Here is a 13,690-nt window from a genome sequence, read left to right as displayed (position 1 = left end):
AGTTAATATTATAAACAAGAAAATATAATATTAAATCTGAAAATAGTTTTGTAAAGATGAGTTGCTTGCTAGCAATTAATTATCAAAAAAACTAATTTATAAAATTTAAGTAGAAAGATTTTGGCGTTTCGTAAACAAATTCGAGGAGTTCATAAAGAAATATTCTTGGTTCGTGTAATATTTTATAAGTTTATACAAGGAATTCTTTAAAAATGCTTGACTTAAACTCCATTTTTTCTATCTTTGTAATGTGTTCTTCGAACGCAGATTTTTTAACCTAATAACGTGGCGGCGTTATTAGGTTTTTTTATGCTTTTAATTCAAAATCAATTTTTGATACTCTTTACTAACAGATTCTTGGCTACTTCGTGACTGATGAAAAGACTAGGGGCTTCGCCAAGACTAACGCATAGCGATTTATCAAATTCATTCAATTCTTTTACGACAATATGACAACCTAAGGTTAGCCCTATCTTGGCCAAGTACTGTAAAAAAGTAGGGGAGTGTTCAGACACACCAACCATTACAACATGCTGTCCGACTGCAATTTCTGATAGATTTTGATAGCGTAATTCAGGCATCACTCCGAAAGTATCTGGAATTGGGTCACCGTGTGGATCAAACTTTGGAAAGCCTAAAAATTCGTCAAGTCTTTCAACCAACTCTTCTGAATCAATATGTTCTAATTGCTCTGCAATTTCATGTACTTCATCCCAATTAAAGCCTAATTTCTCAACTAAAAAAACTTCCCATAAACGGTGTTTTCTAATCACCTTTAATGCCACAGCCTCGCCCAACTCTGTTAGCCTCACACCTTGATATTTTTGGTAGTTAACCAGTTGTTTTTCAGAAAGTTTTCTAAGCATATCCGAAACAGATGCTGCCTTTGTAAGCGTCAGTTCTGCCACAGCATTTGTGCTGACTTCACTGCCAGTTTCCGCAGAAAGCTTATAAATTATTTTAAGGTAGTTTTCTTCCGTAAATGAAGTCATGACGAATATTCTTTGAAGGCAATAATAGTAGTTGTTTCTATGACAAAGATATTATTTAATAAGCGAAAAAATAAATTTTAGATTAATCTAAAAAAATATTTTGAATTGTAGTTGACAAAAAATAAATTTACATCATATATCTGAGACATACCTTACAATTTAATACAATATTCAGCATGGACCTTAAGAATACAATTATAAATCAGTCGTTACCAGAAGTATATGGTTCAATACATGTGCCTAAAACAGGTTCTTTTTCCAAAAAATTATGGGCTTTTACAGGCCCAGGCTTGATGGTTGCAGTGGGTTATATGGACCCTGGAAACTGGGCAACAGATATTGCGGGGGGGGCAAAATTTGGCTACACACTCATTTCGGTAATCCTTATTTCCAATATTTTTGCGATGCTCCTACAGCATCTATCATTAAAATTAGGAATTGCCACAGGACGAGACCTAGCTCAGGCCTGTAGACATGCGTATTCAAAACCTGTTGCCATAACATTATGGGTTTTGTGTGAGATTGCTATTGCCGCTTGCGATTTAGCAGAAGTCATAGGCTCGGCCATAGCCATTAATTTGCTTTTTGGCTTACCGCTCACAGTAGGAGTAGTGATTACCGTTTTGGATGTCTTGGTACTGTTATATTTCCAAGGAAAGGGCTTTAGAACACTAGAATCTATTGTGGCTGGATTAATCTTTATGATTTTTTGTTGTTTTGGGTATGAGATATTTGTATCTCAACCTTCCATCAAAGAAATTTTTGGGAATATTTTACCTAAACCCGAAATACTGACTAATCCTGAAATGTTGTACGTGGCCATTGGTATTTTGGGCGCTACGGTAATGCCTCATAATTTATACCTACATTCTAGTATTGTACAAACCCGAAATTTTGAAAAAAATAGTGAAGGGAAACGCTCGGCCATCTTTTTTGCGACGATAGACTCAAACTTATCATTATCAATAGCATTCTTTATCAACGCTGCTATTTTAATCATTTCTGCGGCTACGTTCCACCATACAGGAAATCAAAATGTGGCAGATATCAACGATGCTTATCACTTGCTCGACCCTGTTTTGGGCGTAAAGTTTGCTGGAATATTTTTTGCTGTAGCGTTATTGGCTTCTGGACAAAACTCTACGTTAACGGGAACTTTAGCAGGGCAAATCGTGATGGAAGGCTTTTTGAATTTGAGATTAAAGCCTTGGCTGAGAAGACTAATAACACGCTTAATAGCAGTGATTCCCGCTTTAGTGGTAACAATATTGTATGGAGAAAAAGGGACGGGAGAATTATTAGTACTTAGCCAAGTGATATTATCATTACAGCTTAGTTTTGCAGTAGTACCTCTGATTCTTTTCACAAATGATAAAACCCAAATGGGCGAATTTGTTAATTCCAAATTGATGAAAATTTGCTCTTGGATAGTAGCAATTATCATCATTGTATTAAACGGATATTTGCTTTGGGATACTATTTTTTAGTTATTTGTATTGCAAAATTAACTAAGCCATGAAGATACCAGAGACAAACGGATTGATTGACAACATCTATAAGTATGTACAAACGTATGTAGAAATTGCGAAACTTGAAGTAGAAGAAAGAGTTCAGGAAACGATTAAAAAGTTGATTATCGGAGCAATACTTGTATTATCTGGACTATTGCTTCTCTTATTCTTCCTTCTTACTTTGGCATTATTTTTAAACCATGTTTTCAAAAGCGAATACCTTGGTTTTCTAGTAGTTACAGTGTTACTCGCCATTGTAATAACGTTTGTTTTTTATCTTGGAAAAAAACTACTAAAACCCGATACAATTACAGAAAGTATTGAAGTAGAAACTCAATCCACTTTTCAAGAAAATTAAAAGATAATTCTTTCTTTAAATTTTTACTCAAAAAAGCAATTTTTATTACTTTTGAATAGTTTTACATACATACACAGTTATTGTGTCAGCGATTTGTGCAATGAATTTACTCGGACAATAACAGAATAACGTAAAGATTATGTTTCCAACAGTTAGCCCCAAAAAAATCTCTGAACGTAAGCGACAATTACATTTAGAAGCGAAAGCATATAAAGAAACGATTGATGGACAGGTTAGCAACCTTAAATCAGAAGCTACCCGTATAGGTACGAGAGCCCTTATTATTGGTGGTGTTTTAGCTACTAGTTATTTACTATTTAGCTATTTGACCTCGGATAATGAAAAAAAAGTATCTGCCAAAATATCAGAAAACGGTAATTTACCTGTTATTGTAAAAAAAGAAAAAGCGAAAGAATCGTGGCTTGTTTCATCTATCAAAGGGTACATGTTGTCATTTTTAATGGCCATTGCTAAAGATAAAATCATAGAAGCCCTTTCGATTTTAAAAGAAAATTATGCAGAGAAATCTTCTCAATAAATTTTATGAGCTGAAGGCTCAAGGCAAAAAAGCATTTGCTGTCTTGATTGACCCCGACAAAGTCAATGAAGACAGCTTTTCGCATTTAATAAGCTTAAGTAAAGAGCAAGCAGTAGATTTCTTTTTTGTGGGTGGTAGTTTAATTACTAGCTCTATCATGGAAAAGGTAATTACGGATATTAAGGCAAACAGCGATATACCAGTGGTACTATTCCCTGGCAATAGCCTGCACCTTAATAATAAAGTAGATGGTGTATTATTCCTGTCATTGATTTCGGGTAGAAACCCTGATTACCTCATAGGGCAACAAGTAATTTCTGCCCCTATTCTGAAAAGAAGTGGGATAGAAGTATTACCGACGGGCTATATGATTATTGATAGCGGTCGCCAAACTACGGTTTCGTATATTTCTAATACCACACCCATTCCGCATGATAAACCAAGCATTGCTGCGTGTACGGCTATGGCAGGCGAAATGTTAGGCTTGAAATTGATTTATATGGATGCGGGTTCGGGCGCTTACAATGCAGTTTCGCCAGAAATGATTGCCGCAGTACAGCAATCTGTTGATGTTCCCATCATCGTAGGAGGAGGAATAAATACTGCTAAAAAAGCGCATGATGCTTTAAGGGCAGGTGCAGATATTATCGTGGTGGGTAATGCCATTGAAGAACGAATGGAATTAATACAAGACATTGCTAAAACAGTCAGAAGTTTTAATGAAGTGAATTTACTTGCCTGAATAAGACTGTTTGAAAATCAAAAATCCATCCCTAGCGAGGGACTTAAGTCCCTCGCTAGGGATGGATTTTTAGTATTAATTGATTAATCAATACCCTCCACGGAATTTATAAGTATCAGCTACTTTCTTAATCGCTACGATATAAGCCGCAATACGCATAGGTACTTTAAATTGTTGGGATGTCAAGAATACCTTATCGAAAGCATCTTTCATAATTCTATCTGAACGACGATTGATACGGTCGAGATTCCATTTATAACCCATACGGTTTTGAACCCATTCAAAATAAGATACCGTAACGCCTCCGGCATTCGCCAGAATATCTGGCACTACTAATATCCCTTTCTCATTAATAATGTCATCAGCTGAAGCAGACGTTGGGCCATTGGCTCCTTCAACAATCAATTTTGCTTGGATATAAGGTGCGTTTTCGATAGTGATAACATCTTCTTTAGCAGCAGGTACTAATACATCCACGTCTAAAGTCAATAGCTCTTCATTCGAGATTCTTTCAGCCCCCGGGAAATTTGCTAATGTACCTTTGTTTAAGTCTCTGAATTTAATAGCCCCTTCAATATCAATACCGTTTTCGTTGTAATAAGCACCAGAAATATCAGAAATGGCTTTGATCATTACGCCACGTTCGTGTAATAAGCTAGCAGCATGAGAACCCACATTGCCAAAACCCTGAACGGCGGCAGTAGATTTATAAGGGTTGATTTTAAGTTTATCCATGCCAGCCAAAGCCGAAACCATTACCCCACGACCAGTTGCTTCTGTACGACCTAACGAACCGCCCAAAACCAAAGGCTTACCTGTTACAACGGCATTGACCGTCATTCCTTTTGCTTTAGAATATTCATCCATCAGCCAAGCCATTTCGCGAGGACCAGTGCCCATATCTGGTGCAGGGATGTCTCTGTCTGGACCAAACACATCTAACATCGATACCGTATAAGCACGCATTAAACGTTCCATCTCGCCAGCCGACATTTCACGAGGATTGCAGGCGATTCCACCCTTCGCTCCGCCATAAGGAATATCTACTACAGCACATTTCCATGTCATCCAAGCAGCTAATGCACGTACTTCATCAATATTTACAGCAGGGTCGAAACGAATTCCCCCTTTTGATGGACCAAGGATGTTAGAGTGTATCACTCGGTAGCCTTCAAATACCTTAATACTTCCATTATCCATTGTAATGGGTAATCCTACTGTTACCTGACGAGCAGGCACTTTAAGGATATAATACATTTCATCAGAAATTCCCAATAATTCAACCGCTTTGTCGAAGCGTTGCATCATGGATTCTAGTGGGTTTTCTTTGTCCTTGATAGGAGCGGGCTCTAAGTAAGTCATTGTTTTTATATATCCGACTACCATTATTATAGGAGATTGAAATATTAGGAAAATACTATTTCCTGTTTTTCGCTAAATAAGTGGTAATCAGGCCTTGAGATTTGTTTTTGTTGATTATGCACAAACATAACACACTTGAAACGACAAAAACAAGTACTTTGTATGTAAGTATAAATACCTGATTTTTAATCAAAAAACATAAATTTGAGGTATTTTTGCTTTTTGCTTTTTAACTTTATGGAAGATAGATGCGTTTGCCAAATAATCGTTGGCTAATTCTAAAAATTAAGAAATTATAAAATTTTAGAAAAATTTAATTTATTCTTGAAATATTGCAAATTTTAAAATCAACAACTTATCTTTGCAAAAATTTTAAATGCTATTAATTTAATATTCAACCCAAACAGCCCTATTGAATATGAACACTATTGTAGAAGAAAAAACGCGATACTCTGAGGAAGAGCTAAAAGAATTTGAAGTGCTTATCACTAACAAATTGGAAGATGCACGTGGCGAGTTAAACTACATTCGTGAAGCATTACATAAACGTAATGATCCAGGAACAGATGTGACGGCAGGTAGCTCTAAGCCAATGGAAGATGGCGCTGATACTTCTGAAAAAGAAAGTATGAGCCAATTAGCAGCACGTTTGCAAAAATTTGCTACTCAGTTAGAGAATGCTTTAATCCGTATCAAAAATGGCACTTATGGTGTATGCATCGATACTGGAAAATTGATTCCTAAAGAACGCCTAAGAGCTGTGCCTCATACACAACAGACGATTGAAGCGAAGTTGATGAAACAACGCTAATTATCTGAATGGCAATTTTATTGTTAATAATGATAGAGTTTTTCTGATAAAATCTCTATACACTATTTATTGTGCCCTTTTATTCAAAATTCAAAAATATTTTAATGGCTATGGCATAAATATTATAGCCTACTTTAATTGTGCATCATCATCAAACTAATCAATATGACAAACAACTTTCCTCTTTACATTCCTAGCAAAAAGCGGTTAACCGCTTTTTTGTTTTTTATGCTTATTCGTACTTGCTTCGGACAAGTACCTAATAGCTACTTTCTGCCACAGAATATTAGTTATGACCCTAAAATCCCTACCCCACAGCAATATCTTGGGTATCAGGTAGGCGACTGGCACATTCAGCATGAGCAACTGATGGGCTATATGAAAAAAGTAGCTGAATTATCTGACAGGGTTGAGTTGAGTGAATATGGTCGTAGTTACGAAAACAGACAATTGTTATTATTGACGATTTCGTCTCCAAAAAACTTAGCAAATGTCGATAAAATTAAAGCAGACCATCATAAGTTAGTAGAACCCGACAAATCGTCGAGTTTAGATACTAAAAATATGCCTATCGTAATGTGGATGGGCTATTCGGTACACGGAAACGAGGCCAGTGGTACAAATGCTTCAGTATTGGCATTATATTATTTAGCGGCGGCTCAGGGTGCTGAGATAGATTCTATCTTGAACGAATCGGTCATTTTACTAGACCCACGCATTAATCCAGATGGTGGCGAGCGTTTTTCAAGCTGGGTGAATGCTAACAAAAGCGTGAACATGGTATCTGACCCAAACAGTAGAGAATTGAATGAGATGTGGCCGGGGGGACGTTATAACCATTATTGGTTCGACCTTAACCGTGACTGGCTTTATACGCAACATCCAGAAAGTAAAGGCAGAATACAGAAATTTCATGAATGGAAGCCAAATATCCTGACTGACCACCATGAGATGGGGCCTAATTCATCATTCTTCTTTCAACCCGGTATTCCAGCCAGAACGCATCCACTTACGCCAAAGAAAAACATCGATTTAACCGAAGTAATAGGTAAGTTTCATGCGGCAGCGTTAGATAAAATCGGGTCATTATATTTTACGAAAGAAGGGTACGATGATTTTTACTATGGAAAAGGTTCTACTTTCCCAGACGTGCAGGGAAGTATCGGTATCTTGTTTGAACAAGCTAGTTCTCGTGGACATTTACAAGAAACACAGAATGGCAATATGAGTTTTGCCTTTACCGTTAGAAACCAATTTGTTACTACGCTTTCTACTTTGCGTGCAGCCAAAGCGATGCGTCAGGATTTGTTAGATTATCAAAGAAGTTTCTATCAAGAAAAATCTACTTCGGCTACCAAAGCTTATGTTTTTGGCGGAGGTGCTGATAAAGTAAAGGTTTGGGAAATGATTAATATCCTTCGCCAACATGAAATAGATGTTTTCAATGTATCCAAAGATGAAACATTGGATGGAAAAACCTTTAAAAAAGGGGAGGCCTATATTGTGCCTTTAAGTCAACCGCAATACCGTTTGGTTCAAGGTATTTTTGAAAAACGTACTACTTTTGAAGATTCTCTTTTCTATGATATTTCGGCGTGGTCTATGCCTCATTGTTTTAATGTACCTTATTCAGAAGCCAAAATTGCTTTAGCTTTAGGGGATAAGTTAACGAAGAATGAATTTCCAAAAGGAAAAATCATTGGTAATACCACTTACGGGTATGTGTTTGAGTGGGATAGCTATTTTGCCCCAAGAGCAGCCTATGAATTACAGAAGAAAGGCTACAAGCTAAAAGTAGCTACTGAACCTTTCACAGGAGTATTTGAAGGCGGGACAAAAGCATTTAGCTATGGTACCGTAGAAATCACCGTTGGGTCAAATCAACAAGCTGATTTTGTTGCCCTGAAAACATTGTTACAAACACTTGCTGAAAGAGATGGCATTGACTTTTATGCTTTACAAACAGGTTTAACACCATCAGGAATTGATTTAGGAAGTAGCTATTTCGCACCGATGCGTCAACCAAAGGTTTTAATGCTGACGGGAACGGGTGTAAATCCAAACGATGCGGGTGAGATTTGGCATTTATTAGATACTAGGGTAAACATTCCTTTATCGATGTCGGATATTACGCAAGTAAACCGCATGAGTTTAGAAAAGTACAATACGTTGATTCTTTCGAGTGGTGAATACAGTACTTTGAATGAAGAGAAAATAAAAACATGGGTTAGAGGAGGTGGTACTTTAATCGCTTTAACTGATGCGGTAGAATGGGCTTCTGCAAAAGGCTTATCTCCTGTAAAAATTAAAAATATTCCTGCCGATACTGCTACTGCTAAACCTTATGCGTTGGCAGAACGCTATAAAGGTGCACAGCAAACAAGTGGTGCTATTTTCCAAGTGAAACTAGACCCTACGCACCCAATTGGCTATGGATATAAAGACCAAACGTTAAGTGTTTTCAGAGATAATAATATTTATTTAGAGAAAATTAAAGACCCATACAATGCTCCATTGATTTATACTAACGACCCTCTGGTAAGTGGTTATATCACTGAGCGTAACAAGAAGTTAATGAAGAATACACCATCGGTAGTAGCAACAGCTTATGGAGCAGGAAAGGTGATTGTGATGACGGATAATCCAAACTTCAGAGCATTTTGGTATGGTACTAACAAATTGTTTTTAAATGCTATTTTCTTTGGTTCAACAATACTTTCAGGAGTACGTGGAGGAGATGAGGATTAAGCTTTCGGCTATCGGATTTCAGCTTTCGGACTTATTTTAGCTTTCAGAAGTCGGCTTTCGGTTTATCGGAAGCCGACTTTTTTCTTTTAGGATTATCAAACCGTAGGGACGAATTGCATTCGTCCTTTGTAGCAAAAAAATATTAGGGCGAATGCAATTCGTCCCTACATTCTATTCAGATAAAAAGCCGATATCCGAAGACTGATAGCTGAAACCCGACAGCCCAAAAGCTACCAAGCCACCGTAACAGCCCCTTGTTTTTTTAATGTACCTCTTTCAGGAAAGTATTCAGCAGTATAAGTAATCTGCCAAACGAATGAATCTGGTTTTACTAATACCCCTTTGTATTTGCCATCCCAACGGTCTTCTGGACGTTTAGAGATGAATAATAACTCGCCCCAACGGTTAAAAATCTTTAATTCAAAATCTTTGATATGAGCTGTAAATACTTGAAATGAATCATTCTGGATATCCCCATTAGGCGTGAAAATATCAGGCACTAAAATGCTCGGTTCGCATCTATCTACCACATTAGTACTTGCGCGACTAGTACAACCTAACGTATTGGTTACTTCCACGGTATAAATCCCAACATTTGATACAAAAATACTTTGGTCGGTTTGTCCAGTAGGAAACCATCTATACGTTTGCCCTGCTCCGCCACCAGCATCCAATTTTATCGGTAAAGCATCTGGCACACAAAGTGGTAATTCAGATTTTAAAGGAATAAAAGGAGAGGGCAATAAGCGAACAATAATATCATCACTAGCTCTGCAATTGCCAAGATTAGCATTTAACGTATATAGCCCTTGCTGTGTAGGATAGATAAAATTAGTTGTTTGTCCAGTATTCCAGCGATAAGTAACGCCCGATTCAAGATTAGTACCAATAAAATCAATACCGTTTCTACAAACATCCCTGTCTGCTCCTAAATCTACTTTTGGTGATTGAGCTATTTTAATCATGCTAGTTGAACTACCGACACAACCATTTGTACCTGTTACTTCATAACTTACAATATCTGTTTTTGGATAAGGAGAAGGCGTATAAAGTCCGCCAGGAGTTACATTCGCTCCTTTCCAAACCCCTGCTGCTGGACTCGCTAATAACTGTATCGGGCGACTATTTTCGCATACTTCATTCGGAACACTAGGATTGATAACAGGAACAGGCTTGAAAGACACTAAAGATTTAGCGGTGCTGATACACTTTCCTGTAGCATCCATAACTGTTACAGTATACTGACCAGCCCTAGAAACCTTAATTTCAGGCGTATTTTCACCCGTGCTCCATGATATTGTTCCAGTGCTAGCATTAGTAGCCTTCAGAACAATTGTATCGCCTTGACAAACCAATGGAGGTACCGTAATGCTTGTAACTGTTCTTGGGCGAATGGCGATGACTAAATTACTTTCAATATACTTACAGCCAGATGGGTCTGATAATTCTAATGTATAAGTGCCAGCGCCAAGACCGCTAATTAAGTAATTCCTAGATGATACCAATATTGAACCCACAGAGCCACTTCTAACAGAAGCGTCAGGATTACCATTCAATTTTAAATCATACGTGGTAGGTTGAACACCACTATTTGTGTTAACAGTGAAAGCGATTGAACCACTATTGAGTACGTCGCAATAGGTATCTGTTGGTCTTACAATAATGTTTGGATTAGAACCCAAAGCCAATAAAGTAATATTGAACGTAGTATCACAAGAAATCGTGCTTTGAATAGATACACGATAGCTACCTGCTTCTATACCTTTCAATGAACTTTGCGTTTGACCTGCTATAGCAATCCCATCTTTATACCATACAAACGTATAGGTATCAGCAGGAGAGAGGTTTTGAATATCAATTTGCCCGTCTTTAATATTACAGCTACTCGGCAATTTTCTATTGACAATGAAACTTGGCTTAGGCAACGTTCGTACTGTAATCTGGTCTTTTACTTCACAATTCGTCGTACTTTCTTTGACAGTTACCGCATAAGTACCCGCGCTACTTACTACGATGCTTGGTGTTGTTTGTCCAGTATTCCATAAAAAAGTAGTAGTTGTACTAGTACCAGCATTGCTTGCAGATAAAACGAAGGAAGTATTCTGGCAAATGGTAGTATCTGCACCTAAATAAAAAGGCTTGGCTGCATACAAATTTACATTTACAGAATCTTCGGCAATACAACCATTTTTCTCTACCAATACCGTATATTTTCCAGACTTCGTTGCTACTAAAGTACGAAGGGTATCTTTAGGTGAAAAAGTACCATCTATCAACCATGCATAGTGGCTATCAGGAAGGTTATTCGCTGCCGTCAGAGTAGTAGTATTCTGACAAAGATTAATGTCATTGCCTAAATCGGCAGTAGGTATGGCAAAAATTTCGAACTCCTGTGGAGGTAGTAATGTATCGGCCAAGCATTGATTACCCATGTTTACAAAAACATGGTATTTTCCTGGGGCAAGGAAAGTGTAAGAAACCTTTAAGCCTGCATCGCCAGCACCACCATTTACGGTGTAAACGGGCGAACCGACGGGGGTATATTTTCCATCATTGCCAGCCTGAGGAGCAGGACCAGCATAAAATCTCCAGTCTGTTTTAGTATTTTTAAAGGTCTCTCCCTCACAAAGATGATTCGTCTGAAAATTAGAAGGCGAACCAAAACAAGTATCTGAAGCCATAATACCTACACCAGAATTTTTGGTAATGACAACCGTTGCCGTAGTGGGTAACCCCAATTGACTAGTTTTGCCACTTAAGCTGAAGGCATCTCTTTGGTAATATGAAGTATCAATTTTTATTTTATTGGCATTGGTATAAGATACAGTATCATTAGGCAGTTTTATCACGCCCAAGGTATCAGTACCTTGAACAGCAAGATAAATTTTTCCATCAGGGCCTAGTTGTACCGAACCATAGTATTCTTTTTTAGAAGAATCTAACGTGATTTTTGATTTAGCTAAAGAAACAGAGTCTCCTTGAGTTAAATCATAGCGTAATAACGAAGAATACGAATCGGGCTTTTTAATGGTATCCGCCTTCATCGTCACAAACAGGGTTTTACTATTTGGAGAAAACTCCACGCCATACACCGTTGGTGGAGCGGGGCCTAAATCAATAATCCTTTTATTGGTAATTGCTCCTGTGGAATCTGCAAAATCATACACTTCTACAAGATTTCTGGCACCTCCGGGGATGGCAATGGCTAGTTTAGTAGCATCTTGCGACACCTTTAAATATCCCTGAGCTTTCTCTACGGAATCTATTTTGGAGCCAATATTAATCGTTTTAGAAATAGAAATACCATTCTTTGTCACACGATACATACGGTAAGTATTTGTATTATAATCGTGTGAGATGACCCAATAAGTAGAGTCTTTTTTAACAAATGTTGAAATAAGATTCTCAGTAGAAGAAACGTCGTCTAAGGGAAGGTTTTTTTGGATAATTTTTCCTTTTCCTTGATTCAATCGGATATCAACAATTGAATACGTTAATTTCTTTTCACCATTAATTTCTGTTGTGGTAAAGATATAATAATATGACTGACAGCCTTGACAACTAGGCTGGGGAACAATCACAGCCGATTGGGTAGAATACGAACTTCCCTTTAAAGTATCAGCAGGGTTGATTGCCGCCATTTCATTCCCATCTTTGTCATATACTTTTCGCCCGTCGGTATAAAATAATAAATTACCATTTTGGTCTGCTATCGACGATACCCCTTCTACTGTATTTAATTTTCCTTCAGTATCTGGTGTAGCTGAACCATTTGAGAACTTGATACCAGCATTATTCCCAAAGAACCAAGATGTTTCTGGTGGTTTGGGAGGAGGAGGTACGCAAAGTTGAACATTGATTTTGTTTTGAGCCGAACATCCAGTTATCGTATCGGTTACTTGTACAGAATAACAGCTTGTTGTATCGGCAATAAGCGTCTGCGTAGAATCGCCTTTAGGAAACCATCGATATTTATATTGAGGTTGTGCGCCCCCATTTCGATAAGGGTCTAAGAGTATTGTACTGCCCTTACAAATAGTCGTGTCTTGTTGTGATGGTGTTTGCCCCAAAAAGAAAGCTTGTGGAGGAGCATTAATCGTAATTGTTTTTGTATAAGTTACTGGAACACCATTTTCTGTACGAATAAGTGTTACTAATTTAGGACCGGGGGTAGAATATAAGTGTGCAGGGTTTTGTAAAGTAGAAACGTTTTTTAGTGTACTGGTAGGGTCACCAAAGTCCCATCGCCAAGCAGTTGCCACTGTTGTACCTAAATCTTTAAAAATTGTTGCTGCTGTAGAATCCGAACATTCCGACAAACAAGTTTTTGTTGCACTGAATTGAGCACTAGCCGTGTTTGTACAAACCCATGTAATAAAAACACAGGTGATGAGCAAAAAAAAACGTTGTATGCTACTAATTCTAAACATTCTTTCGTTATAAAAATATAAATACTCTTTGCTTTGATATAGACAGGTATTATACCTAAAAGGTTGGATGTGAAAATAGTTATTATAAAAATGGTTTTTAATAAAAAAATCTTCTTTAAATTTAGATTTTTCTGTGTTAAATAAACTAGAATTTATTGTTCATCGTTCAAATAAATAGAATTATCATCCGCCGATAAT

9 protein-coding genes are annotated in these 13,690 nt (G+C 37.4%); 6 read left to right on the top strand and 3 right to left on the bottom strand.

Annotated elements, in window-relative coordinates; translation table 11 throughout:
* Window positions 1-326 precede the first annotated feature (326 nt).
* The gene (locus tag J2Y60_RS19985; protein WP_309922974.1) at window positions 327-992 is read right to left on the bottom strand and encodes a metal-dependent transcriptional regulator; all 666 of its coding nucleotides are present in this window, start codon (window positions 990-992) and stop codon (window positions 327-329) included.
* 176 nt (window positions 993-1,168) lie between these two features.
* Here J2Y60_RS19985 and J2Y60_RS19980 point away from each other — a divergent pair, with 176 nt between their 5' ends.
* From J2Y60_RS19980 to J2Y60_RS19965, 4 genes are all read left to right on the top strand, one after another.
* On the top strand, window positions 1,169-2,479 hold the full coding sequence (locus J2Y60_RS19980) for an Nramp family divalent metal transporter (protein ID WP_309922972.1): 1,311 nt from the start codon (window positions 1,169-1,171) through the stop codon (window positions 2,477-2,479).
* Window positions 2,480-2,507: 28 nt separating this feature from the next.
* Window positions 2,508-2,861: a phage holin family protein gene (locus J2Y60_RS19975; protein WP_309922970.1), complete on the top strand. Its 354-nt coding sequence runs from the start codon at window positions 2,508-2,510 to the stop codon at window positions 2,859-2,861.
* 139 nt (window positions 2,862-3,000) lie between these two features.
* Entirely contained in the window at window positions 3,001-3,399 is a 399-nt protein-coding gene (locus J2Y60_RS19970) for a hypothetical protein (protein ID WP_309922968.1), read from the top strand.
* The gene (locus tag J2Y60_RS19965) at window positions 3,377-4,141 is read left to right on the top strand and encodes a geranylgeranylglyceryl/heptaprenylglyceryl phosphate synthase (protein WP_309922966.1); all 765 of its coding nucleotides are present in this window, start codon (window positions 3,377-3,379) and stop codon (window positions 4,139-4,141) included. Before J2Y60_RS19970 ends, J2Y60_RS19965 begins: the two co-directional genes overlap by 23 nt.
* A gap of 87 nt (window positions 4,142-4,228) precedes the next feature.
* On the opposite strand, the gene J2Y60_RS19960 is transcribed toward J2Y60_RS19965, so the two are convergent.
* Entirely contained in the window at window positions 4,229-5,503 is a 1,275-nt protein-coding gene (locus J2Y60_RS19960; protein WP_309922964.1) for a Glu/Leu/Phe/Val dehydrogenase, read from the bottom strand.
* 418 nt (window positions 5,504-5,921) lie between these two features.
* On the opposite strand from J2Y60_RS19960, the gene J2Y60_RS19955 reads away from it, so the two are divergent.
* Together J2Y60_RS19955 and J2Y60_RS19950 are read left to right on the top strand one after the other, a co-directional pair.
* Entirely contained in the window at window positions 5,922-6,314 is a 393-nt protein-coding gene (locus J2Y60_RS19955; RefSeq protein WP_309922962.1) for a TraR/DksA C4-type zinc finger protein, read from the top strand.
* A 165-nt stretch (window positions 6,315-6,479) separates the two neighbouring features.
* Window positions 6,480-9,062 carry a M14 family metallopeptidase gene (locus tag J2Y60_RS19950; protein ID WP_309922960.1) on the top strand — a complete coding sequence of 861 codons (2,583 nt, stop codon included), beginning with the start codon at window positions 6,480-6,482 and terminating at the stop codon, window positions 9,060-9,062.
* Window positions 9,063-9,292: 230 nt separating this feature from the next.
* On the opposite strand, the gene J2Y60_RS19945 is transcribed toward J2Y60_RS19950, so the two are convergent.
* Window positions 9,293-13,492 (bottom strand): gliding motility-associated C-terminal domain-containing protein, encoded by a 4,200-nt coding sequence (locus tag J2Y60_RS19945; protein ID WP_309994732.1) that lies wholly within the window; start codon window positions 13,490-13,492, stop codon window positions 9,293-9,295.
* Between the last annotated feature and the right edge of the window lie 198 nt (window positions 13,493-13,690).

Origin of the sequence: Arcicella sp. BE140 (assembly GCF_031456255.1) — a bacterium.
In the GTDB taxonomy this organism is placed as follows: Bacteria; Bacteroidota; Bacteroidia; order Cytophagales; family Spirosomataceae; genus Arcicella; species Arcicella aquatica.
This window is presented reverse-complemented; position numbering and strand designations above follow the sequence as displayed.

Excerpts from the sequence above, each read along its gene's own strand:
- J2Y60_RS19960 (WP_309922964.1), bottom strand. The coding sequence starts at position 5,503 with ATGACTTACTTAGAGCCCGCTCCTATCAAGGACAAAGAAAACCCACTA.
- J2Y60_RS19950 (WP_309922960.1), top strand. The coding sequence starts at position 6,480 with ATGACAAACAACTTTCCTCTTTACATTCCTAGCAAAAAGCGGTTAACC.
- J2Y60_RS19945 (WP_309994732.1), bottom strand. The coding sequence starts at position 13,492 with ATGTTTAGAATTAGTAGCATACAACGTTTTTTTTTGCTCATCACCTGT.
- J2Y60_RS19975 (WP_309922970.1), top strand. The coding sequence starts at position 2,508 with ATGAAGATACCAGAGACAAACGGATTGATTGACAACATCTATAAGTAT.
- J2Y60_RS19965 (WP_309922966.1), top strand. The coding sequence starts at position 3,377 with ATGCAGAGAAATCTTCTCAATAAATTTTATGAGCTGAAGGCTCAAGGC.
- J2Y60_RS19955 (WP_309922962.1), top strand. The coding sequence starts at position 5,922 with ATGAACACTATTGTAGAAGAAAAAACGCGATACTCTGAGGAAGAGCTA.
- J2Y60_RS19970 (WP_309922968.1), top strand. The coding sequence starts at position 3,001 with ATGTTTCCAACAGTTAGCCCCAAAAAAATCTCTGAACGTAAGCGACAA.
- J2Y60_RS19985 (WP_309922974.1), bottom strand. The coding sequence starts at position 992 with ATGACTTCATTTACGGAAGAAAACTACCTTAAAATAATTTATAAGCTT.
- J2Y60_RS19980 (WP_309922972.1), top strand. The coding sequence starts at position 1,169 with ATGGACCTTAAGAATACAATTATAAATCAGTCGTTACCAGAAGTATAT.